This window comes from Chitinophaga sp. H8, from assembly GCF_040567655.1.
GTDB lineage: Bacteria > Bacteroidota > Bacteroidia > Chitinophagales > Chitinophagaceae > Chitinophaga > Chitinophaga defluvii.
In genome coordinates this window covers 1,091,597-1,117,692 of sequence record NZ_JBEXAC010000001.1, presented here as the reverse complement: position 1 = coordinate 1,117,692, position 26,096 = coordinate 1,091,597, and the positions used below count along the sequence as shown (strand labels likewise).

Here is a 26,096-nt window from a genome sequence, read left to right as displayed (position 1 = left end):
AAAAACCTAATAAAAGTTAAAAAAACGGAATACATGGCTATTTTGCAGCCTCTTTTATCAGCCAGCATATGACAAACAGCACTGTACACAGTAATAAATGGCGGATCAAGGCCATTTTCATGGGATCTATCGGTAACCTGGTGGAATGGTACGACTGGTATGCCTATACCGCCTTTGCACTTTACTTTGCGCCTGTATTTTTCCCGGAGGGGAATAGTACCGCACAACTCATGAATACGGCTGCCATATTTGCTGCGGGCTTCCTCATGCGGCCTATAGGCGGCTGGCTGTTTGGCCGCATTGCCGACCGTACCGGCCGCAAAGCAGCCATGACCTTATCGGTATTACTGATGTCATTAGGCTCCCTGCTGATTGCACTTACCCCTGCTTACCATACCATCGGCATCGCTGCGCCCGTACTGTTACTGCTGGCACGGTTACTACAAGGTTTAAGTGTGGGAGGAGAATACGGCACCTCCGCTACCTACCTGAGTGAAGTAGCAACAGCCAACCGGCGGGGCTTTTACTCCAGCTTCCAATACGTAACCCTGATAGGCGGACAACTGGTAGCCCTGGGTATACAATTGTTGTTGCAGAAAGTGTTTCTGACACCTGAACAATTACAGGATTGGGGATGGCGTATCCCTTTTGTGATAGGTGCTGTGCTGGCCTTATTTGCCCTTTATATGCGGCGCCACATGGAAGAATCTGCCCCTCAGGCACCTTCCCAGTCTAAAGAAAAACGTGGTTCTGTAATGGTATTGATAAAAAAGCATCCGCGGGCAGTTATTACCGTAGTAGGGCTTACCCTGGGGGGTACCCTCGCCTTCTATACCTATACCACCTATATGCAGAAATTCCTGGTTAATACCGTACATATGACCAAGGATACTGCTACACAGGTTGTTTTTTGCCTGATGCTGATCTATGCTTTCCTGCAGCCGCTATTTGGCTGGTTATCAGATAAATACGGACGTAAACCCTTACTTATCGGCTTTGGAGTATTGGGCACCTTACTGACAGTTCCCATTCTAACCGCTATCAGTCAAACTAATTCCGCCTGGAGTGCTTTCTGGCTGATCCTGAGCGCTCTCATTATCGTAAGCGGGTATACCTCCATCTGCGCGGTGGTGAAAGCGGAAATGTTTCCGGCAGAAGTACGGGCATTAGGGGTAGGCCTCCCCTATGCGCTCACCGTTGCCGTATTTGGCGGTTCGGCAGAGTATATCGCCCTTTACTTCAAAAACATCGGGCACGAATCCCTGTTTTACTGGTATGTGACCGGCTGTATCTTCATTTCCCTGATCGTATACATCGTAACTAAAGACACCAAACACACTTCTTTTCTGGATAAGGAGAAACTTTAGTTTTTAGCTTTTAGCTTTTAGCCTTTAGCTGTTAGCTTAATGCAGCGAATGATTTAATATTGATTAATTTTTGGCAGATTGTTTATTTATGGGGAAATATTGCATCATAGTGCATTTTTTGCCGTATCCTGTTTCATAGCCTTTCATGCACTCTTCATACTCTATCTATGCTTTAACTATGCTTTAACTATGCTCCAACTATGCTTCAACCATAGGTCAAGGTAGGCGTAAGGGGCATTTCGGTACCTTGTCCGGATTTTTCAGCAAAACGGGATCATCCGCTGCATTAAGCTAACAGCTAAAGGCTAAAAGCTAAAAAAAACGGCCCACCATTACAGCAGGCCATTCAGCAAACACGGTATATGTTTACCGGTTTATTTTAACAGCTCTTTCAGCTTGGCATCCAGACCGTTGCCATGTAAGTTTTTGGCAACAATAGTACCCTGCTGGTCAATCAGCACATTATAGGGAACACCGGTTACACCATACAGTTTACCGGCTTCACAATTCCAGCCTTTCAGATCAGATACAGAAGGCCATTGCATATTGAATTCCTGCATCGCTTTTTTCCAGGGCGCTGCACTTGCATCCAGTGAAACGGCAAAAATTTCGAAGCCCTGACTTTTATACTTAGCGTAAATTTCTTTTACCTGTGGCATTTCTGCACGGCAAGGACCACACCAGGACGCCCAAAAATCCAGTAATACATACTTATGCTGCTTTACTACGGAAGATAAAGCGATCACTTTACCTGTAGAATCCGGGAAAGCAAAATCCGTCAGCGGCTGTCCTACATCTGTTTTCTTTTTTACGCTGATATAATTCGTGATATACTTTGCACCATTGGTAGTCATCACGGACTTATCCAGGTTATTGACCACAGAATCCAGTTCTGTAAAACGATACAGGCTGTACTTACTTTGCAGCAGAAAAGGCGTAAGTACCGATTTGGGATTAGCGGCTATATAGTTTTTGATATAATCCATATCGGCTTTGTTAACCGTACGGTATTCCTCCATCAACTTACTTCTCTCGGCCTCACTGGCTTCTTTATTTTTGTTTAATGCTCTTAAGGCTTTGGAAATCTCATCCAGCTTGGCCGTAAACTGACCTTCTTCCTGGTTATACTTTACATACTGGTCATGTACGCCAGATCCTTTCACCTGTCCCTTCCAAACACTATCTGCAGGCAGGGTAACATTCAGTTTGGAATTTTCCAGGAAGAACAGCATTTGCCCTTTCTTATCTTCCAATGAAATGAAATACAGGTCAGGTATTTTTACGCCTCCTTTAAAAGTAAATTTGCCATTTTTCGCGATGGCAGAATCTATTTTTACCGGTGTAAAACCTTCGGCAGCCGACAGGTAAACCTTTCCGTTGAAGTCGCCCTCTATCTTTCCGTTAATAGTGTACTTACCGCCACCGTATAATAATACGCCAGCCAGTAAAACTGATTTTAAATGCAGCATGTTTAGACTTTTTTAATGTGTTGGTTTATGAAAGTGCCGGGAAACAGGGCTTCCCGGCAGTAAGCTATTATTGGTTCTTCACCCGTAATCCGTCTACACACAAATAGGCAGGTGTTTTCATCACGCCATTATCATCCGTATCAGAAGAAGACAGATAAAACCTGATTTTACTTACAGTACCCAGTTTGTCCAGCTTTACATTCAGCCAATCGTCCAGAATGAATTTGTTGGGTATAATATCGCTCCGGAAATCAGCCAGGTATACTTCCACCATCCCCTGCTCGATATTCTTATCATTCAGCCCTTTGATGGTGAGCTTAAACCAGTCGGGCCGCTTGCCATCTTTACCGCCAAATTTTCCGGCACCATTAGCATAAGCATAGATCCAGGTAGTATCCTGCAATCCGGTTACCGGATTAGCTTTCACGGTAAAAGAAGTGTCCCCCTTTAACATCGCATTCCATGCATAGGTAGAATTGGCTACTAAAATATGTTCCAGCTGTACCGGTTTTTCAAAACTGATCTCAGCATCATCGCCCGCTACATGTGCCAGTGCAAAAGTACCTGAGTAGTTGGGCCGGATCGTGTACACACTATAGAGGATAGAATCCAGGTCTGCTTTTTCCTGTACATAGGTGCGGTAGTTCTGGTTGGAATAGGTGAACCCTGACCACTTTTTTGTTCCCGCATCATACTTATGTTTAAAATGAGCTATGCCGGAAGTAAACCCGTCCTTTCCTTCACTGTTCCAATGTGTAAACCTGTCGAGGGTAAGTTCATTCAGGGTAATATCTGTACCCGTTACAGGGCTATTATCGGTAATTTTATCCTTATTGCAGGCGATAGCACTACCCAATACCACTGCGCTCAATGCTAATCGTATTATTGATCTTTTCATCATGTGTCAATTAAAAATGAGACTATTAATAACCGGGGTTTTGTTTAATGAGATCATTAAATGAAATTTCCGAGAATGGGATCGGGAAGATAAATCTGTCTTCCACGATATCTGTACCGGAAGTTTTCTGCCCGTAGATCCGTTGGCGACCATCCGGTGTTGTAAACCGCAGGGAAGCAAACCATTCACTTCCGTTTTCCAGCCCTATTTCTTTTACCAGTTCTTCATAAATAGCGTCCATTAATGCCTGTTGATTAGCAGGCTGCAATGCCGGTAGCCCTACACGTGCCCTGACAATATTTACAGGTGCAATCGCAGTTGTAATGTTAGCACCTGTACGCGCCAGGCATTCCGCCTTCATGAAATACACTTCCGGCAAACGGCTGAAATAAGTAGGAACGGGTTCTTCTTTTTCCTTGTTGCTACCGGTTACTTTTATCAACGCGGGATATTTGGTGGTATTCCAGTCGTCCATCGTCAACACAGTATCAATTGTTGCTTTAAAACGGGGATCTCCCTGCAAGAGGTCATAAAATATATCAGCAGGTTTGCTTTGCGCCCGGAACCAGCTTTTGTAACCATCTGTAGCGCGATATTTCGGTTCTACAAATCTGGAGAAAATGAGTTCGCTGGATGACCAGGCTTTTTTGAATACATCTGCAAAATCGCCCTCTAGTTTACGCTTACCGCTGTTCAGGATTTCATCACATAATGTCAACACTGTTTTATAATCATCACCTGTTCCCCTGTTCAGTAACACCTGTGCTTTCACCACCTTTGCAGACAACCTGGAAGCTCTGACACCGCTGATAAAATCCGGCGCTTCCTTAATGGCTGCATCCAGGTCGTCCAGGATAAACTGATAGGTGTCCGCCACAGAACTCCGCCGTTGCTTTACATTAGACAAGTCGGACGATTGCTTGCGCAAAATAATCCCCCACTCACTGTTAGGGTCACGCTGGGCATCGAACCAACGGCCATAAAACCGGAAGATATTGAAATGTGCAAATGCCCGCAGGAATTTCGCTTCTGCAATAATAGTTGCTTTCTTATCTCCCTGGAAAAGCTCACCGGGCAATTTATTGACCCCTTCTATCACTACATTGGCTGCATTCACTACTTTATAGGAAGCTTTCCAGGTATTTTCTACAATGGCATCCTCATATTTGGTAGAAAAAGAATATACACTGGTAAGTCCGTTAGCATTATTCTGATATCCTGACATAAAGCCAAAAGCACCAGAGTAATAAGCACCGAAATCATTTCCTGCCAATAAAGAATATACTCCATTCAGGGCAATAATGGAAGAGGCTTCATCCCGGATTGCATTTTCCGGCACCAGCGCGTGTGCAGGAGGTAAATCCAGGTACTTATCTGTACTACAGGAAGGCAACACCAAAAACGAAAGCAGGGCCCCCAACACCGGTCTGTAAATATTTTTCATGTTCATATTTGCTGATTAATCGGGTTATTAGTTAAAGATGAATCTTGCAGAGAAATTGTACGATTTAGCTGATGGATAGTAGCTGTAATCATAGCCCGTTCCCATCATCGTACCACTTGCGCTTGTGTTAAAATTCCCCTGCGGGTCCATGCCTGGATAATTGGTAATCGTAAACAGGTTGGTAGCATAAGCAGACAAGTCAATTCCCTTCAGGAAATATCCGCGCAGGAATTTTGGTGGTACCCGATAACTGATGTTCAGGTTATTCAATCTTAAATAAGAGGCATCATGCAGATAGAAATTGCTAAAGCGGTTGTTCTCGCTTCTATCGTAGAAAATTACACGTGGATATTTAGCATCAGGGTTCTCCGGTGTCCAGCGATCCATGACATTGGTTACTTTATTGAAATAGCCATTGAAGCTCATCATATCAGACTCTCCTACCCAATACCTTTTAGCACCATAGCTGTAATCAAAACGGGCAGACAGGGTAAATCCCTTATACCTTACAGTGGAGTTAATACCACCATAAAATAGCGGATTACTATTACCCAATACTTCACGGTCATCGTTATTTACAATACCGTCGCCATTCAGGTCGGCGAACTTGAGATCACCCGGACGGGTATACTGATTCTGGTAATATACCTTTTTACCTGTTTTGGGATCGATACTGCTTAACGCATCGATTTCCTCCATGGTTTTATAAATGCCTAGTGCACGGTGGCCATAAAAAGTACCCAGTGCCATACCTGCTTCCAGTACTGACTTCGAGAGGTAGGTTCTTTCACCATTTACGGAAGTAACTGTCCCCCAGTTTTTGCTCACATTAAAGCCCAGGTCCCATAACCAATCGCGTGTTTTTACCAGATCTACCAGCACATCAAATTCTATCCCCTTGTTTTCAATGGAAGCGAGGTTCTGTGTAACATTTGTAAATCCGGAACTGGAGGGTACCTGTGTACTATACAGCAGGTTATTGGTATTCTTCTTATATACTCCCAAAGCACCACTGATACGGTTATTCCAGAATGCATAGTCAATACCTGCATCCATCTGCGTGGTAGTTTCCCATTTGAGCTGCGTATTACCCAACTGTGAAGGGTATACGCCAGGTAATCCCTCATATACAGACCCGGACATCAACGTTCTCCACTGATCATTGCCAATGTCCTGTGTACCGGTTTTGCCCACACTACCTCTTATTTTCAGGTAGTTGACCATTTTAGAGTTTTGCAAAAATGCTTCCTCTGAAATGATCCAGGCCAATGCACCGGATGGGAAATAACCGAACCGGTTACCGGAACCGAATTTGGAAGACCCATCTGCACGCCCTGTTAAGGTAGCCAGGAATCTTCCGTCATATTTATAGTTCAGGCGTACAAAACCAGAAGTCAGGCCAGTACCGTATTCATTACTGTTTGGTTTTCCATATGTGGTGGCACTACCCAGGTTATTCAGGATGATATCATCCGGAAAATCCATACCGGAAGCAGACAACATTTTGGTATTGGCCTTTTCTACGGAAGTACCTACCATCGCTATCAGGTCGTGTTTATCAACTGCTTTGGCGTAAGTGAGGGTATTATCAAACAGGGTAACAGTAGACTCGTTGTATACAATCGTACCCTGACCGTTGTAACTGCTGTAAGATTTGCCACGGTTAATATACTTATCGTTATTAAACAGGTTATATCTTACAGAGTAGTTGCTTTTAAACCGTAATCCCGGAATGATTTCATATTCGGCATATCCTGATCCGGTAAAATTCTTGGCACTGTTCTCCTGTCTGTTTGATCCGATGGACATTGGATTATCCGTATACTGATCAAACAAATAGAAAGAACCATCAGCATTATACACCGGCAAATCAGGACGGTATTCTATGATAGCCTTGGTCAGTTCTGTTTTCTGATTGTTTACAGAAGTAGCCCCATCCATATTGATACCTATCTTCAGGTTCTTACCTACCCTTGTTTCTGTGTTAAACCTTCCGGAAATTCTTTTCAGGTTGGAGTTAACAATAATCCCCTGCTGATCCATATAGCTGATGGATGCATAGTAGTTATTATTGGCACTGCCACCCCTCATGGAGATATCGTATTGCGACTGACGGGCATCCTGTGTCATCATATTCCACCAGGGAATATCCTGGTCCTGGAAAAACCTTTGCTGGGTATATTTTCCTGTTACCGGATCAATAATATCTCTCATCACATTACCTGTGAGGAAGTCAATATGCCCGGTCGTTTGTACAGAGTTTGGATCTATCAGTTTTTTCGTAAAATAATCTGTGGCCCCTGTGGTCATGATACCATTTCTGGCAGCCTCTTCCACAATTGCCTTCCAGTTGGCCGCATTTAATACGCCCCATCCACCAGCTCTGGCCTGTACACCGGTACTATATCTCAGTTCTACTTCCGGTTTTACGCCGGCACGTCCTCTTTTGGTAGTGATGATCACCACGCCGTTCGCACCACGGGAACCATAGATGGCAGTAGCAGACGCATCTTTCAATACATCTATTGTTTCCACATCACTCAGGTTCAGGTTAAACAATGCCTTGGTAACATCTGCACCCACTCCTTGTGTGCTCGCCACATAGTTAGGCACCCCATCCACTACATATAAAGGTTCATTGGTACCGGAAAGAGAAGTACCACCGCGGATTACCACCTGCGTGGGCGCACCGGGAGCACCTGACTGTACCATTACATTTACACCGGCAGCCTTACCTTGCAGGAAAGAAGCTACTGTACCGCCAGTAGGTGCAAGCTCCAGTTCCTTGGCATTAATCCTGGCCACGGAACCTGTCATGTCCTTTATTTTGGTAGTACCGTATCCTACCACTACTGTCTCGTTCAGCTTACTGGAACTTTGTTCCAGCACAACAGTCATCATGGCCTTAGCACTTACTTTCACCGTTTTATTTTCATAGCCGATAAAACTGAATGACAGTTCATCTCCTTCTGATACCTGTAAAAAGAAATTACCTTGCTGGTCGGTTACCGTACCTTGTTTGGTATTGTTATTCCGTACAGTTACCCCCAGCAGCGGATTGCCATCCCTATCAGTTACTTTCCCTTTCAGCACCTCGTAGATCGCCGGATATGTTTTCAGGGAAATTACTACCAGGTTACTTTCCAGAGAGGAATAAGTGAGCGGGGTATTCACCAGCGCCATTTCCAACACCTTAGACAAAGGCATATTTTCCGCATGAATACTCACCTTTTTATCAGCCGGCAGAATATTGTTGCTGTAAACAAATCGATAATCTGTTTGCTTTTCAATGACTTTAAACAGCCGGTACAGCTGTGCATCATCTACACGCAGCGTAATCCGTGTATTTTGTGAATACACCTTTGCAGATACCTGCAAACATGTCATTAAAACCAGTAGGAAAATAAATTTCATCATCAATAATGCTTTAATAAAGCCAGCTGGCAAGGGGATTGCCAACGGGAGTCCCGTTTTTTTCATACTTTTAGTTGGTTTAAGTTCTGTAAATGGAACAGGGGACATGCAAATACATCCTGTTCCTGATTTTAAACTACAGGGGAGTGTTGGAAGCACTTCCCTGCTTTTTTTACGATTTCGGTTGGTAATCTCAGGTCATTTATTGTTACTTTATTTTGTTATAAAAAGCGTTTTATCTTCCAGTTTATAATGAAAAGGCAGGGATAACTGCAATGCTTTCAGCATTTGTTGAATGGATTCATTCTCAAAGATTCCGGTAAAGGTATAAGTGTCTGCTATGGCCGGATCTATCTGTACTTTTACCCCGTACCATCTTTCAATTTTGGTGGCTACCACTGCTAATGTTTCATTGTCAAATACCAGTCTGTTCAATGTCCAGGAAGTTTCCATCACGGTGCTGTCATCCGCCAGCAACTGCACATTTTTAACGGCTATTTTCCCGATTGCCTCCCGTTGATGGTGAGTATGAGAAACACTATCCTGTATTCCGGCTGCTTGCTTTGCAGGCTTTTCGATAATTATTTTCTGTTGTGGCTTGAGGATCACCTGTTGTCTGGGCATATCTTTTACGGTTACTTCCACTGCTCCCCGGATCAATACCGTTTCCAGTGTTTTATCCTGTGGATACGCTTTTACGTTAAAAGTGGTTCCCAGTACTTTAACACACATATCGCCAGCCTGGATAACAAATGGCTTTCCTGCATCCTGTGCTACATCAAAATAGGCCTCTCCTTCCAGATGTACCTGCCGGTTTTCCTCGTTAAATGCCGGCGTTATCCTGAGCACGCTTCCACCATTCAGTAATACAGTAGAGCCGTCGGGTAACTGGAATGATTTCCTTTCACCAGGCATACTTACATAGGTATATTTGTCCTGTTCCAGGGCTGCTTTATCCGCAGCATATCTATGTACTACCAATTGTCTGATCGCCACCAACAGCAAGAGGGAAGCCGCAATACCCACCACATACCGGCCAATTTTCCTGCTCCGGCTCCTATACTTACCTTGTTCCGTATTGGTATGTTCACCTTCTTGCTCCCTGGTATAAAACAAGTGCCCCGCTCCTGCCGGTCCTTCTTCAAGATGCTGGCTGAATGTCTCCCGGAACCTACTTTGATGCTCCCGGAATTGTGCAGCCGTATGATTTCCATTCAATAGCAGGAATAACTCTTGTGCCTGTTTTACCACATTCGCTTTGTCCGGATTTTCCAACAACCAGTTTTCCCAGAAAAGCACATCGGTGTCTTTACTGCCCAGGCAATAATTTAAAAAGGATGTTTCCAGCAATAAATCTTCGGCATCATATTCCCGGTAATTCATGACAATCGCTTTGATCTATAGAGCAAAAGCCTACTTGCTTTTACTACAGATATTTTTTTAAATAGAAATAATTAAACAAACGGCCAGTATTTTGAAATTCATCAAAATAATCAGCCCAAATAAGTCAACAATTAAATAAATACAAATATGGATCGCAGGATGGCAACAGCAACGAGGGGACAAAAACTCCTTATTATGCCAGTAAGCTGATGAGCAGGGTTAACAAAATAGCATCTGTGAGGAAGGTCCCATTTTCATTGGAAGCATAGAATTCCGTCTTTAACATTTTCAGGGCATCATAAATGATATTATAAGCCGTACGCTTACTGATACCAGACAAGGCTGCTATTTCATCATAATCCAGCTTATCAAAAAATCTGAGTTTAAGCAGTTCCTTTTGCCGGGCAGTGAGCTTATCCAGTGCACGGGACAATTTTTCTCTGATGGCTTTATCAGATTGCAGGCGGATCAGGTAGGCTTCATATGGCAACTCTGTATTGTCCTGTATATTATGCAGGGAGTGATGGCTGTCATTTCTGGTTTGGCAGGCTTTTATCTCTGCAATGATCTTATGCTTTAAACAGGTAAGCAGGTAGGCTCTTACATTTTCTACATGAGGCAGCTGCTTCCTTTTATCCCAGAGCTCTATCAGCAACTGGATAATACAATCATTGGTAAACTCACGGTCCCCGGTTAGTTTTATTCCAAAATTGATCATACCCAGGTAATGCCCGTTATACAGCTCTTCCAATGCACTTGCATGGCTGTTCCTCAATAACAACCAGGCATCCTTTATGTTATCATCATGCCCCATTTTCTCCAGGTTGGTTTTTATCTACATAAATAAAGCAGCCTGGCAAAGATAATTGCAATTTGTTTAATACCACATTAATGGGAATACCACGGAGCCAACGGCCGCCGTTGCTATTACATGAGGTGCAAAAGGCAGGGGAATATGGTTATCTGGCAGGGTACAGGGTATTGACCGTCCCATTTTCATATCCTACAATAACCGTATGGGCATAATTTACAAACAATCCGTTCTCAGCCACCCCCGGTATAGCATTCAGCCTGGTATGCAAAGTGGCAGGATCTGTGATGGCATTGAAAGCACAATCAATAATATAGTTACCATTATCCGTAATAAAGGGCTGGCCGTTTTTCTCCCGCAACACTGTCTGCGTTCCCAGTGCCGCCAGTTTTCTGGCGGTCATCTCCCATCCAAATACTACTACTTCTACAGGCAGGGGGAATTTCCCAAGGGTATCTACCAGTTTATGTTCATCCACCGCAACAATCATTTGCTGGCTGGCAGCAGCAATAATTTTTTCGCGGAGGAGGGCACCACCGCCACCTTTTATCAGCTGCAGCTGCCGATCTACTTCATCTGCCCCATCGATATCCACATCAATCTGTGTTATTTCCTCAAAGGTGATCAGTGGGATCTGCAACGCTACCGCCAGCTCATACGATTGGTCCGAAGTAGCAATAGCGTTGATATCAAGCCCTGCTTTTACCCTGGCGCCTATTTCCTGGATAGCCCACCAGGCAGTACTTCCGGTACCGAGTCCCACGGTCATACCTGCCTTAATATATTCAACGGCTTTTTGTCCTGCCACCTTTTTGGCCAACGCAATTCCTGTTTCCATGGCTGTATTTTATATACCACCTAAAGATCGCATATTTATTTCAGCTCCAGCAATATCTCATGCAGGTGAGCAATCAAGGTATCCGTATTGGCTTTGGTAAATACCATCGGCGGTTTTATCTTCAACACGTTGTGCAGTGGCCCATCTGTACTGAGCAGAAAACCACGATCGCGCATACGTTCTACCACCACATCTATTTCCGGCACAGCAGGTTCCAGAGTTTCCCTGTTGCGTACCAGCTCTGCCCCGATAAACAGTCCATGTCCCCTTACATCCCCGATAATCGGGTGTATCGCCTTCAACTTTTCCAGCGCTGCCAGGAAATAATCGCCTACCTCCAGTGCATGCGCCTGCATTTCTTCTTCCTGTATCACTTTGAGTACTGCGATACCCGTAGCCATGGATACCGGATTACCCCCAAAAGTGTTGAAGTACTCCATACCATTATTAAACGCATCAGCGATGGCAGATGTGGTAACTACTGCCGCCAACGGATGCCCATTGCCCACAGGTTTTCCCAGCACCACAATATCAGGCGTTACCTCTTGTAGCTCAAAGCCCCAGAATTTATTGCCCACCCGGCCAAAACCCACCTGCACTTCATCTGCAATACATACACCCCCTGCCGCTCTTACATATTGATATACTTCCTTTAAATATCCCGGCGGCAATGGAATTTGCCCACCTACCCCTAACAAGGTTTCGCAGATAAAAGCCGCCACACCCTTTCCCGATCCTGCCAAACGGCTGATGATCTCCTGCACATCTGCCGCATACTTTTTTCCTGCTTCCGGGTCGCTATAACGGAATGCCCCCCGGTACAAATCAGGATTTATTGCTTTATGTGTATGTTCCGGTTTACCAAACCCACCTTTACCATCAAACTTATAGGGGCTTAATCCTATGGCCACAGTCGAAGTACCATGATAGGCATGATCCAATACAATTACATCTTTTTGTTTGGTATAATGCCGGCTCATCCGGATAGCCAGATCATTGGCTTCACTACCTGAGTTCGTAAAATAACATACACTCAGTTCCTTTGGCAGTGTAGCGGTAAGCTCCCTCGCAAAGTTTACCAGGTTATCATGCAGGTACCTTGTGTTGGTATTCAGTGTAGCGATTTGTTGCTGCATCGCTTTTACCACCACCGGATGGCAATGCCCTACATGACTTACATTATTCACACAATCTATATAAGTATCCCCTTTATCATCATACAGGTATTGCAGTGCGCCTTTAATAATCTTCAGCGGACGTTTATAGCTGATACTCAGATTACGCCCAATAAATTGTTTACGTTCCTGCAGTAAAGGAGTATAAGTGTCTGCCGGATTTAAGCGCGAAGTAAAACCACATGCCTTCCGGAAAGCATCCTCTGCTGCCAGCGGATTGATGGCGATCAGACGCTCCAGTAATACCCATGCCCCATTTTCCGTGATAAAATGGTAACTATTGTCGCTTGCAGCAGCCGCCTGTTTGGCCGACTGTGTAACGCTGATACATAAACGTCCGGCTATCAGGTAATACAATAAAGCCACTTCCTTTTCTGTTAACGGGAAAGCAGTATGATATCCTTTTACCACCGCCGCTGCGGTAGCTACCGGATCTGCGGTATGCAACATAGCATAGGTACAGGCAATTGCCAGGTTATTGATAAGCGCCGTGTGCACCATGTCCCCGAAATCAATTAATCCCGTCACCTCCTCTCCTGTTACCAGTACATTATAATCATTGGCATCATTATGAATAGCTGCTGTACGCAAGGACTGCAGGTGTGGGATTACTTCCGTTTCGAACTGCAACAGAAAATAACCTGCTATACGGCGTTGTTCATGTGAACGGATATGAGGTAAATGCTTACGTGCATCCAATGCATGACTGATATCCCAATAATAATGACGGTGCATAGCAGGATGATCAAATCCTGCCAATGCCTGATCCATACGCCCTAAAAAGTGGCCCAGGTTATATTGTTGCACAGCACTGTGTTCCTGCTCCGCTCCCCAGAAAGTACCGGGCAGATAAGTAAGGATACGCATGTAAAAAAGTCCTTCCGCCATGACCAGGCTGGTCAATGGTGTACCTTCCCCATTACGTAATACCTGTTGAAATCCTTTTGCCACCGCACTCTTAGACAAATAATCCATGATCTTTACCTGGGCATCCAGGAAATGTAATCCATGTGCGGCTTCAGCTATTTTACAGATATACTTCCGGCCTGCCGCATCTTCCAGCAAAAAATTGGATTCATCATAACCATTCAAAGCGGTTACACTTATCTGCAGCCCATAATGCCGCTGCGCCAATTCTTTTATTTCGGAAATCGTAAAGTAGTGAGACATATGTTGTTTTTTAGCTGTTAGCTGTTGGCTATTAGCTTTTAGGAATTATGTTTTGTTGTTTCGGGTATTAATACTTTTTTTTGTTTTGATCGCTTCAATAGCTAAAGGCTAACAGCTTTAATATATGTGCTGCCGACCAACTGAACCCTACTGCATTCAAGCCTTTGCCGGTAAGCGGATGATAGTTTTCGTACAGGGGTTGGTTATCATTCATACCGGCTGCATGCTGCCATAGTTTGTTGACAAACCCCTGCGCCATTTCCTGCATACCATATTGTTCCAGTCCTTTTACTGCAAAGTAAAACTGATCCAGCCATACCGGCCCACGCCAGTATCCGTTGGCAGGATCAAACTGCTTATTACCGGCAGACAATACCGGGAATGGTACCCAGGTATTAAAGCGGCTGGTATCAAGTAGTACCTTTGCCACTGCAGTGGCTTGTTCGGGCGTAGCAATACCTGCCCATAAAGGCAGCCATCCTTCTGCACCTTGCGCCTCACGGATCAGATCCCCCGACAAACGCCGGTCGTAATAAAAACCGGATACCGGATCATAAAAGTGCTTATTGATCAGCCCGCATAGCTGATCAGCAGTGCGCTTCCAGTGAGCTGCTTCCCGCTGATCTCCCAGCATAGCAGCCAGACGGGCAAGATATAATTTTTCCGCATACAAGTACGCATTGAGATCTACCGATTCCTGATCCAGCGACCAGGCCCTATTATTATTTCGCAGCATTTTTGCCTGATCAAAGCGCACCGCATTGTCCATCCCACTTTCCCAGGCAGCCGCAATACGGGTACCATCTGTAGCCCCATATTCACATAAACCATTGCCATCATGATCCCGGTTGGCATACCACCACTGATGGTACCTGCGCAAAGCAGGATACAAGTGCCGTACCCATGCCGTATCCTTTGTAGCCCTGAACACTTCCCACACCGCCCATGCTGCCAGGGGAGGTTTGGTATCACGTAGATTGTTCTCCTGCTTATCTGTGTAAATGCAATCCGGCACCATCCCCGCAGGATCCTGGTAATCAAACAATGCCTGTATATTGTCTTTGGCCAGTGATGGGTGAAAATCAGCTAAAGCCACCGCCTGTTTCCAGCTATCCCAGGCCCAGAAACCATAAAAACCCTGATAGGCAGCGGAAGGAAAAACACCTGCATGCAACAGATCCTTTGCAGGGCTACGCCAGTTAGTGATCAATGTAACGATACACTTCACCGCCAGCCGTGCTGCTGTAGTATCCTTTACCGTTATTGCAGTACCTGCAAAATAGTCCGACAAGTATTTATTCCATCTACTTGTATTTTGTGCATATGCCTGGCTAAAGTCTTTTTTCTTTGCTGCCGTGATTGCTTTTGTTTCCAGAAAATAACGCTGTAACTGTAGATCTTCATATATCCCTTTTGCAGGGATGGTAATCGTTTTTCGTGCCTGATAACCGTTGTCTTTTATTGCAAGCTGATAAGGCTGCCGGGATAGATAGTCTATAAAGAAATGATGTGCTGAGTTGCTGAAGACAACAGCTATGCCATTGGGTACAGCCTTCAATTGTGCCTGTGGTAATATTGTATGGCCGCCCCACTGCAATACCAGTTGCCGTTTTGCACGCCCTTCATTCTTTAACCTTACCTGGATCATCGCCTCCCGGCTATCTGTAAAAATGAGCTGCATACGCACCTGCAGGCCTTCTGCCATATAGGTTTGCTGCAGCATACCCGGCACATAATAGGTAGCCGTGTCTATGCGTGACAAAGGCAGCTCCCGGTTGTTTTCATAAATACGCAGCCGCGTAAAATCATTTCCCAGCCACTCTCCTTTCAGGTCCATTAAAAGCGGTCCTATAAAAGCGCCCGCATCCTCATTACGCTGTGGCAAGGCATAAGCGTGCCAGGCGCCCTGATCAGCAAAAAAAGAAGTAGCAACCCTATGCGGAGCCTTTACCTCATACCTTACATCCAATACGTCTTTAAATAAATCCCTGCTGACCTGTGCTTTTGTGCCCATCGCAGCCACTGTCAGCATCAGCAGGAATATGGTTTTCCATTTTATCATATCCTTCAACATAATTTCCCATTACACAACCATTTACATAGCTGCCCGTTCAAATCTTTCTTTAGCTTTTTCCGTCATCATACTGCCTGCCGGTAATGGCCGCAGTGTAAACGAATAACTGTAATCTTTATATACCAGCATATATTCCGAATGTGGCTTAGCTCCCCAACTGTTATCTCCTCCCAGCCCGGTTTGCTGATAATCTATATTCCACCAGATAAAAGAATCATTGGTAATGGAGCCACCGTGATTATTTTCCTTCCGGTTAAAGTTGAGCTTGTTCATATTGAAGTGAAGCACACCGGCATTAAACAGGGAATCTGTGTATACCATCCATCCTGCGTTGCCCTTATTATGAAGTGCCATCCAATGTATATCTGAGCGATAACCACTTTCCTGTGCACGGGGATAGGGATAAAACAGGGAGTCTGCCGGCATGCTATATACATCTATGTCTGCCGCATACTTCCGGTCCTGGTAATTATCGAATGGTCCTCTGCCCAGCCAGCTGGCCTGATTAAAATCCTTGTTCACCAGCATCCGCATTCCCATGCGGGGCATTTCAGGCAGTGTAGTATCCCCTGCTTCAAAATGCACTTTCACGTGGATATCCCCGTTCGCAGCTATCAGATAGGTCGTATTAAAATAAGCTTTTACCAGGGGGAGGAAATGCCGGGTTAACACCTGTACCTGCCGGGCATCCACGGAGGTTACTGTACAGGATAATAACCGGGTACTATCCCCTGCATACTGCCACATGGCACAACGCAATTGCATACTGTTACCAATATCATTATCCGTAGGGGCACGCCAGAAGTAGGGCTGTAAAGGAGATTGCAGGAATGCCGTTTGTGCATAACGGTAATGTTGCAACCAGCCAGACTGACTATTAAAATCTGCTGAAAACAATTTGTTCCGGATAATCCAGGAAGTAGCTGTCTTTACTACCTGCAGGGTATCATCCTCATATTGTTTTTTCACTACCGGCATGGATACCGGCCATTGATACTGTTCGGTGGCTACTGTCCACCCCTGGGGCAACAGTCCGGTTGCCTGATTGGTGGCTGCTTCCAGGTGCAGGAAATATAAGGTACCAGGTGTAGGGGTAATGGCTGGCACAGGAATTTGTACGATAGCAGATTGCTGTGCATCCATCCTCACCTCCGGTAAGGTACCTGATGCCAGCACCTGGCCATCAGCTTTTATCTGCCAGCGGAAAGTAAGTGTTTCCAGGTTAGTGAAATCATACCGGTTTGTGATCCGGATGGTCTGTGCAGAAAAATCTACCGGTTCAAAATGTACCGGTTGATATACTTTCTTTACCTCAAAAGCCTGCGGGTGTGGAGAACGATCTGCCGACAACATCCCATCGGCACAAAAGCTGGTATCACTGGTAGCACCTACTGTACCCATATCTCCTCCATAAGCCCATATATTACGTCCCAGGGAATCCTGCTTACGGAAGGTCTGATCAGAGAAATCCCAGATAAACCCACCCTGCAATTGCGGGTATTTATAAATCAGGTCCCAGTCGTCTTTAAAATTGCCGCCGCTGTTGCCCATCATATGGGCATATTCGCAAAGGATAAAAGGTTTAGTCCGGTGGTCCCGTACATATTCCAGCATTACCGGAAGGGGTTTGTACATTGGGCAATAAATATCTGAATAAGGCGTATTGCTGGCTTCTTCATATTGCACCGGCCGGGAATTATCCCTTGCCTTGATATATTGGTAGGTGGCTTTAAAATTGTCTCCGAAACGGCTTTCATTTCCCAGCGACCAGGTGATAATACTGCAATAATTCTTGTCCCGCTCTACCATACGCCGGGTACGGTCCAGGTAAGCATTTTTCCATTCCGGCTTATCAGACAATGTTTTTAAGGGGTGCATATCCATTCCATCGCACTCAATATTGGCTTCATCTACTACGTAAATGCCGTATTGATCACATAACGCATACCATTCTTCCCGGTTAGGATAATGACTTGTCCGTACTGCATTGATATTAAACTGCTTCATCACCCGGATATCGTTCAGCATACCTTCCCGGTTCACCACTTTAGCGGTATTCATATCATGCTCATGGCGATTTACACCTTTTAGCTTTATAGCTTTTCCATTTACCTGGAACAACCCATGTTTGATCTCTACTGTACGGAATCCTATTTTATGTACGATGCTTTCTATTGTATTTCCTTTGTTGTCTTTATAGGTGATCAGCAGTGTATAAAGGTGGGGATGTTCTGCATTCCATGCCTTTACCTGAGGAATATTTGCATGGAACCGGTAAATACTGTCGTTTGTCAGGGCTGCTTCCCGTTCCAATATGGGCTTTGTTCCCCCTTCACTATCCAGCAATTGCACCCGGATCTTTTTTCCTTTTTCTGCCGCAGCAGGTCTTTTATTTAATGCAAGTTCCAGATCTAGTACCCCATCCTGGTAATGATTGGCAAGTCCTGCCTTCACAAAAAAATCATAGATACAGAGTTTTGGGCGGGCCAGCAGGTATACGCTGCGTTCTATACCGCTCAACTTCCACATATCCTGCCCTTCCAGATAAGAACCATCACTAAACCGGAACACCTGTACAGACACATTATTTACGCCTTTCCGGAGAAAAGGACTGATATCAAATTCTGCCGGGGTTTTACTGTCTTTGCTAAATCCTACATAGTGGTCATTGATCCATAAGTAAAAGAAAGAGTTGACCGCCCCCAGGTGGATCAGCACCTGTTTTCCCTGCCAGTCCGCAGGCATCTGGAAGCTGCGGCGATAAGACCCTACCGGGTTATCAGCTTTGGGAACATAAGGCGGATCAGGTGGGAAAGGATATTCTACATCTGTGAAAATATAGCTTGCATATCCCTGCGTCTGCCAGTTGGCAGGAACAGGAATTGTTTTCCATTTGCTGACATCAAAAGTGGCTTTAAAAAAGTCCTTGGGCCTTTCGTCCAGATTCTTAGCCAGGTGGAATTGCCAGATACCATCTAAAGACAGTGTGAATGGAGACGCTTGCTCCTTTACAGCAGCAGCCGGAGAAGGATAAGGAATAAAATGGGCATGAGGGGGTAAAGTACCTTCAGATACGCGCTGTGGAGATTCCCAATCATTGGATTGTGCACCTGCCAAAGATGACAACAAACATAAACAACCCACTATCATTATTCTGATCATTGCAGCAAAACGGTTAACTGACAGGTAAAACAAGGCACGGGCAAAAGCCCGCGCCGGTGTGCTGTACCATGTCATGGTGTATAAAAAATCAATGGAGATTACTGTGTTAACGGATTATTAATTGTTTCTTTAAGCGGCAAAGGATAAAAGGCCTTATCAGCAGAAAACTTCCTGCCTGCGGCGGTCATACTGGCTTCCAGCATGCCCCATCTGCGCAGGTCATAAAAGCGGCTGCCTTCAATGGTCAATTCCATTACCCTTTCGTGTACCAGTTGTTTAAAGATGGCTTGTTTATCTGTCAACGTCAATGCCGGCATACCTGCACGGTCTCTTACCGCATTGATCTGTTCCATTGCAACAGGTCCATGGCCTAATTCATTCTCTGCTTCTGCATACAACAGCAATACGTCTGCATAACGCATCAGGGGCACATTAACCGGATTGGAGCGGGTAATCCTGTTTTTGGCAAGTGGTAACCATTTCCGGAAGGCTACCTGGTTGTTGCCAAAGTAGGCGTCATATGTTTTATCATATACCCTTGGATTAGCAGCATCATTGAAATAAGGATCTTTAAAGAAGATAGTACCATATATCCGGTGATCATACAAACCATCTTTTGCAATACGTCCTTCTTTCGTCATTTCAGTTACCAACTGCGGGGTACCATACAATTCGCCATATCCGCCCAATTCCTCAGCAGCGAGCCAGGTATTCATCTGTGACCTGTAGTAAGCGCCATTTTCGGAATCTGCATTCTGTTGTAATTCAAATACGGATTCGGGAGTATTTCTAAGCGTACCATTGAACATGCTGAGGAAATCAGCCTGCAGTTTATATTCCTTGGATTTGATCACTTCCAGCAACCACCTGGAAGCTTCCGTATAATAAGGTACACTGCCTGCTTTATCTTCTCCGGCACGATACAGGAATACCTTACCCAGGTAAGCCTGTGCCGCTCCTTTGGTCGTTCTGCCCATCTCTTCAGATGGCTGTTTGGAGCGTAAGGCCAGGTCTTTTTCAGCTGCCAGGAGATCTGCTATAATAAACTCCCAGGCATCCTTACGTTCTGCAGTACTTTTATTCAGATCTGACGGGCTTACCGGCACTTTATCACGGAGAATAATTTTATTAAAATTGGTCAGGAGTTTAAAGTGATAATAAGCACGCAGAAAACGTGCTTCTGCCAGAATCTGTTTCTTACTGGCATCATCAATCATCTCTACTGTCATTGCACTTACATTTTCCAATACCTGGTTGCTGAAGTTAATGCCCCTGTAATTTTCTCTCCACAAAAGGTCTATCGCGTAGTTACCGGAAGTAAAGGAGAAATTAAAATGCTCCATCCACCAGGCATAGTTATAGGCATCACGGCCTGGCACTACCATATCTTCCCTGTAAAACTCTCTTACCGAGCGGGCTTCGATATAGTTGTCCCAACCCACAAAACCTTCGAGTTGGGAGTAAGCAGCCGCCAGACCACCCACTGCTTTATCCTTGCTTTTCCAGAAATTATCAGTCGTAAGCTGATCGGGCGAAGTTTGTTCCAGCAAATCCTTGCTGCAGGAACTGATACCCAGCAAGGCTGCAAAAAGAACCGGTATATAAAAGTGTACTTTTTTCATTTGATCATGTTTTTATCCCGTGGTAGAAATTGTGTTAATAATGGGGTCAGAATGTTAACTGCACCCCTACCATTACTTTCTTGTTTTGTGGATATATCATACGATCCACGCCTGTATTCAGCACATCTACGACCCCTATTTCCGGATCAATGCCGGTGTATTTGGTAAAGGTGAGCAGGTTCTGACCGCTGACATACAGTCTTACCCGGTCTACTTTTATACTATTCAGCAAATGCTTAGGAAAAGTATATCCCAATTGTACTGTTTTCAGACGCAGGTAATTTCCGTTTTCCAGAAAACGGGTAGATTCACGGGCATTGATATTAGGGTCGCCCAATACGGCACGGGGTACATCTGTATTTTTGTTCTGCGGTGTCCAGGCATTTAAGGTATTGGTCGTAAAATTTCTGCCGGCATCCATTCCTTCAAACTCAAAGCGGTTACCATTATATATTTTGTTGCCTGCTACCCCCTGTACAAAGAGTGCCAGATCAAATCCTTTATACTGTACACCAATGTTAAAGCCATACTCCAATTTTGGGAAACCTGATCCCTGATAGGTTTTATCATTATCATCAATCACGCCGTCGCCATTGGTATCCTTGAAACGGATATCTCCGGCGCTGGCATCCGGCTGTAATAAATCGCCTTCCTTATTCTTATAGCTTTGTACTTCAGCATCCGACTGGAAGATGCCATCTGTTTCATACAGATAAAAAGCACCTACTTCCTTCCCTACTCTTGTCTGGTTGGCAATATGAGAGGACCCATATTTTAATCCCACACCAGATAAAGATTGTCCTTCATTAGCCAGTGACAGTACTTTGTTTCTCGTAGAGCTTAACACACCTGTAACATTATAGCCCAGGTCATTGGTTTTGTTGCTATAGGTCACTTCCAATTCCCAACCCCGGTTCTGTATCTTGCCCACGTTCAGAATAGGATCATTCACCCCGGCAGAAGGCGGTACTTCTTTAGTAATCAGCAGCCCTTCCGTTTTATTGTTGAAGAAGTTAAATGCACCGCTTAGCTTATTACGGAGAATAGCAAAGTCAACACCTATATTAGTAGATTTACTGGTTTCCCATTGCAGGTCACGGTTTTCGAGGTTCCAGGCAGCAGATCCTGGCCAGGAAGTACCACCAGAGCCTTGTACATAACCACCTGTCCAATCATTGTAAGTAAAGATCAGTGCCTGATGGTCATAATTTCTAAGCCCGCCTTCATTACCTAATTCACCATAGCTAGCTCTGAGTTTCAGCATATCCAGCCAGGTAACACTTTGCATAAAATCTTCTCTTTGCAGATTCCATCCTACAGAAATGGACGGATAAACGCCATATCTGCGGTTGCGGCCAAAGAGAGAAGAACCATCCCTGCGCACTGACATCTGCAGCAGGTATTTATCATCGTATGCATAGTTAATACGGCCTAAGGTAGACAACCGGATGTATTTATTGCGGGTACCGCTGTTACCAAAAGTACCGCCGGTACCACCATTGATGGTATTAAAGTTAGGATCCAGGAAACCGCCAGGTACTTCTGTTTCAACGATCTCCCCGTTTTCCACGGTACGCACAATAGTTTTACCTTCTGCCGTAGTGGCCATCCAGTTATTCGTTTTCTCCTGCGCGGTATAACCAGCTAATACATTAATACTATGTTTCCCAAATGCCACATCATAGTACAGCAGGTTTTCCATCAACCGTTCCCGGTAATTGGAACGTTTGTTCTCCAGGTAAGAATAAGAAATTTCAGGATCATTCTGATTAGAACGGAAAGGTGGATGAAAAGCATAATAGAAGTCATTGGCATTTACCATGTTCAGGTTGCTTACCACACGCAGGCCTTTCCATAATTGTAAACCCAGACGGACATTTCCATTAAAATACTGGGTGGTACTTTTGGTATCCCAGTAATGGTCTGCTGCCAAAGGGTTTTGAAATTTTGGCAATTCATCTACCAGCAAAGCATATCCATATTTTTCATTCTTATCAAATATGGGGAGCAAGGGTGACTGAAAGTAAGTGTCCGTTAAAGAAAACTTATAGTCCCTGGTAGCCGTTTCTGAATAGATAATGTTCGCCTCTGCTGTTAAACGGCCTTTTTTATATTCATTACGGGAGCGGATCGTTTTTTTCTTAAAATCGGATCCTATAAAAGTACCTTTATCATTCATGATATCACCACTCAGGGAATAGGTGAAATAGTCCCCGCCACCACGTAGATTAAGGTTATAGTTTTCCGTAATTCCCTGTTGCCTTACCTCATCCTGCCAGTTGGTATTCACCCCAGTATTCTTTGTGATATAAGCAGGCCAGTTGGCCGGATCTTCCCCTGCATTTTCATACATCATTTTATGCAGCGTCTTATAACCATTGGCATCCAGCAGCTTCAGTTTATTGGTAGGTGTTACTACGCCATAATAGGCATTAAAGTCGATCACCGGAGCGCCTTTCTTACCCTTTTTGGTAGTGATCAGAATCACTCCATTAGCACTCAAAGAACCGTAAATGGAAGCCGCAGCACCATCTTTCAAGACTTCTATGGAAGCGATATCATTATTGTTGAGATAAAAAGGGTTACCCGGTGTTCCATCAATAATATATAAAGGCTGATGTCCACCAATGGTACCTACTCCTCTTAACTTCACATCCGCCGCTGCACCGGGATTACCACCCGTGTTTGTAACGGACAATCCGGCCACACGCCCCTGCAGGGCATCTACCGGGTTGTTGGTTGCCATACTCTGAATAGCTTCCCCTTTTACGGAAGTAATCGCCGCACTTACATCTTTACGGCTTTGTGTACCATATCCCACTACCACCACCTGGTCCAGTATTTTGGAAGAAACCCCCAGAGATATTGCCAGTTCGGATTGTCCGTTCACAGGTACCTGTTTGGTTTCATATCCGATATAGGATATTTCCAGGACTGCATTAGCAGGAAGGCCTTTGAGCACAAACGCTCCTTTCACATCGGTGAGCACGCCTTTGCCGGTACCCAGCACCCGTACACTCACTCCTACCAGCAGTTCGCCGGAGGCAGCACGCACTACCCCCTTTACCTCACTGTCTGCCACTTTATCTATACCGGTAATAGCCTGTGTTGGAGCCGATACAGCTTTCACCAGGATCTGATCTTCCGTTATCTTAAACTGTAGATTTGTAACAGTCGTAATCTCATTCAGCAGCTCTTCCACTGTACGCACTTTTTTGTCAATAGACACCGGTGCCATACGTTCCAGATCATCACGGTTGTAAGAAAATTTAAGCCGGGTATTTCTTTCCAGATAAGCCAGCACTTTTACAGCGCTGGTATTTTTAAACCCAACATTTATTTTATCTTTTAGCCCTTCTGCTACCTGTACCCAGCTAAGCAGGGACAGTGCCAGGAGCAGGCAGATAAAGTTGCGGATGGTCCCCATTATGTTCAACGGGATAGTTCTTTTTTTCATAACGTTCGTATTTTATTAGTGGTATAGTGGCTTACGATGCCATTAAGGGTTTGCCTGTATATAAAGTGCCTGGTCTTTTTCTTTCACATAAAGCCCGTTTACAAAACAGATAGCTGACAGTACTTCATGCACTGATTTATTTACAAAAATGCCGTTGAAGCGGATAGGTTTATACTTTCCCGGAGTGAGATGCACTTTAACACCATACCAGTATTCCAGCGTAGCTGCAATATCCGTGAGGGAAGCGTCTTCAAAAATGAGTTTGCCGGAACGCCAGTTTAATTCGCGGTTCATATCAAAGGTGGTCCTGACAAACGTGTTACGGTGAGGTACTCCTGAGAGCTGTTGCCCTGGTGCCAGCTCCATAGCACTGGTTGCCTGCGCAGTATCCACTACCCTTACCCTGCCATTCACCAGCGCCACGTAAGTAGCAGTATCAAAAGCATACGCACGTACTTTAAAAGCAGTCCCTAATGCTTTTACGGCCAATTGATTGGCTGTTACCACAAAAGGTTTGGCAGCTACAGCTGCTACTTCAAAATAAGCCTCCCCTTCGAGGAATAGCTGGCGCTGTGTAACATTATAGGCAGCAGGTACTTTCAGTTTGCTATGGGTGTTCAATATCACCCGGCTGCCATCCGCCAGTACAATAGTTTTACGAATGCTGTCACCTGCTTCAAACAATGCATAATCAGCAGCACCGGTTCCTGTACTGTCGGGGTGGGTTGTTTTTCTTAACCAGGTAACGGTTGCCAACAGGAGTATGGCGGCGGCGGAAATGCGGAATATGGTTTTCCATCGCGACCGGATGGCAACAACCGAAGTGGCTATGGGAGGTTCCTCTGTAGCAGGTGTGATAGTGCTAATGCGCTCCTGGAGCGACTGAAACTCCGCTTCTTTTTCTTCAGGAGTAAGGCGAAGGCCGAGCATAAATATCCATTCCCTGGCCTTATCTACCTCAGCCTGCTTATGGGGATATCTCAGCAGCCAGTTTTCCCAGAATTGCACATCCGTATCATTACTGCGCAAACAGTAGCGTACAAAAGAATCATTAAGGATAAAATCTTCTGCTTTGTATTGTTGTAACTCCATGCCGGGCCTTTTTTATAAAGAGGCCCCGGTTTTGTACTTTTTACCAAAGAATCAGGAATTATTTTGCAAATCCAGCAAAAGCAGCAGCAGTGAGACGACAGCCACATCCGAATACACCTCCCGGATACGAACCAGGGCATTATGGATCGTATTATAGATCGTTCTGACAGAAGTAGCCGTTTTAAGAGAGATTTCTTCCATACTCAGGTTTTCATAGAACCGCATTCTGATGAACTCTTTCTGGCGCACGGTGAGCAACGCCAGCATACGTTCCATTTTCTGCTGCAGCTGGATATCAGTTTCCAGCTTTATCAGCACTTCTTCATAGGGCTTTTCTTCCGGCTCCCGGAATAACAGGCTATCCTGCTTTTCCAGCTCCCGGTGGCGGCGGGTCAACAATTTATACATCCTTCTTTTAAAACAAACAAAAATATACCCCTTTACATTCTTAGGCGTTTCCAGTTGTCCGCGTTTTTGCCAGAGCGAAACAAACACATCATTGATAGCTTCCTTTACCAGGGCTTTATCTAATACTACAGATACACCATAATGATAGAGATTATCATAGATGTCCTGGTAAATTTTATAAAGCGCCTGTTCATTATTTTGTTGTACTTCGTTCCAGAAACAGGCATAATCTTTTTCATATAAATGGCGGGGCTCTACATCTGCCATTGGCGGGGTTTGCTCCTGAATAACCATAATAGCAAGATTAAATAG

General features: G+C 44.8%; 15 protein-coding genes. 1 reads left to right on the top strand and 14 read right to left on the bottom strand.

Translation table 11 applies throughout. The features are described from left to right. Window positions 1-68 precede the first annotated feature (68 nt). Window positions 69-1,367, top strand: coding sequence for an MFS transporter (locus ABR189_RS04270; protein ID WP_354659207.1), 1,299 nt, complete (start codon window positions 69-71; stop codon window positions 1,365-1,367). A 374-nt stretch (window positions 1,368-1,741) separates the two neighbouring features. Here ABR189_RS04270 and ABR189_RS04265 read toward each other — a convergent pair whose 3' ends face one another. The 14 genes from ABR189_RS04265 to ABR189_RS04200 all read right to left on the bottom strand — a co-directional run bounded on the left by ABR189_RS04265 (window position 1,742) and on the right by ABR189_RS04200 (window position 26,078). Next, complete coding sequence (locus ABR189_RS04265) at window positions 1,742-2,836, bottom strand: redoxin family protein (RefSeq protein ID WP_354659206.1); 1,095 nt, start codon at window positions 2,834-2,836, stop codon at window positions 1,742-1,744. A 67-nt stretch (window positions 2,837-2,903) separates the two neighbouring features. Beyond that, complete coding sequence (locus tag ABR189_RS04260; protein WP_354659205.1) at window positions 2,904-3,734, bottom strand: DUF4465 domain-containing protein; 831 nt, start codon at window positions 3,732-3,734, stop codon at window positions 2,904-2,906. Between the two features lie 25 nt (window positions 3,735-3,759). Beyond that, a complete protein-coding gene (locus ABR189_RS04255; protein WP_354659204.1) occupies window positions 3,760-5,184 on the bottom strand; it encodes a RagB/SusD family nutrient uptake outer membrane protein in 1,425 nt (474 codons plus the stop codon). A 21-nt stretch (window positions 5,185-5,205) separates the two neighbouring features. Continuing rightward, window positions 5,206-8,658: a SusC/RagA family TonB-linked outer membrane protein gene (locus tag ABR189_RS04250; RefSeq protein ID WP_354659203.1), complete on the bottom strand. Its 3,453-nt coding sequence runs from the start codon at window positions 8,656-8,658 to the stop codon at window positions 5,206-5,208. 147 nt (window positions 8,659-8,805) lie between these two features. Continuing rightward, on the bottom strand, window positions 8,806-9,975 hold the full coding sequence (locus tag ABR189_RS04245; RefSeq protein WP_354659202.1) for a FecR family protein: 1,170 nt from the start codon (window positions 9,973-9,975) through the stop codon (window positions 8,806-8,808). A 193-nt stretch (window positions 9,976-10,168) separates the two neighbouring features. Beyond that, complete coding sequence (locus ABR189_RS04240; RefSeq protein ID WP_354659201.1) at window positions 10,169-10,789, bottom strand: RNA polymerase sigma factor; 621 nt, start codon at window positions 10,787-10,789, stop codon at window positions 10,169-10,171. A gap of 145 nt (window positions 10,790-10,934) precedes the next feature. After that, the gene (gene rpiA, locus ABR189_RS04235) at window positions 10,935-11,624 is read right to left on the bottom strand and encodes a ribose-5-phosphate isomerase RpiA (protein ID WP_354659200.1); all 690 of its coding nucleotides are present in this window, start codon (window positions 11,622-11,624) and stop codon (window positions 10,935-10,937) included. A 35-nt stretch (window positions 11,625-11,659) separates the two neighbouring features. Next, window positions 11,660-13,969 carry an aminotransferase class III-fold pyridoxal phosphate-dependent enzyme gene (locus ABR189_RS04230; protein WP_354659199.1) on the bottom strand — a complete coding sequence of 770 codons (2,310 nt, stop codon included), beginning with the start codon at window positions 13,967-13,969 and terminating at the stop codon, window positions 11,660-11,662. A gap of 94 nt (window positions 13,970-14,063) precedes the next feature. Next, window positions 14,064-16,031, bottom strand: a complete 1,968-nt coding sequence (locus ABR189_RS04225) for an MGH1-like glycoside hydrolase domain-containing protein (protein WP_354659198.1) — start codon at window positions 16,029-16,031, stop codon at window positions 14,064-14,066. Window positions 16,032-16,064: 33 nt separating this feature from the next. Then, window positions 16,065-19,280, bottom strand: a complete 3,216-nt coding sequence (gene lacZ / locus ABR189_RS04220) for a beta-galactosidase, LacZ type (protein ID WP_354659197.1) — start codon at window positions 19,278-19,280, stop codon at window positions 16,065-16,067. A 23-nt stretch (window positions 19,281-19,303) separates the two neighbouring features. Next, a complete protein-coding gene (locus ABR189_RS04215) occupies window positions 19,304-20,827 on the bottom strand; it encodes a RagB/SusD family nutrient uptake outer membrane protein (protein ID WP_354659196.1) in 1,524 nt (507 codons plus the stop codon). Window positions 20,828-20,873: 46 nt separating this feature from the next. Then, the gene (locus ABR189_RS04210) at window positions 20,874-24,284 is read right to left on the bottom strand and encodes a SusC/RagA family TonB-linked outer membrane protein (RefSeq protein WP_354659195.1); all 3,411 of its coding nucleotides are present in this window, start codon (window positions 24,282-24,284) and stop codon (window positions 20,874-20,876) included. Window positions 24,285-24,326: 42 nt separating this feature from the next. Next, window positions 24,327-25,376, bottom strand: coding sequence for a FecR family protein (locus tag ABR189_RS04205; RefSeq protein ID WP_354659194.1), 1,050 nt, complete (start codon window positions 25,374-25,376; stop codon window positions 24,327-24,329). 51 nt (window positions 25,377-25,427) lie between these two features. Beyond that, a complete protein-coding gene (locus tag ABR189_RS04200) occupies window positions 25,428-26,078 on the bottom strand; it encodes an RNA polymerase sigma factor (protein ID WP_354659193.1) in 651 nt (216 codons plus the stop codon). Window positions 26,079-26,096 lie beyond the last annotated feature (18 nt).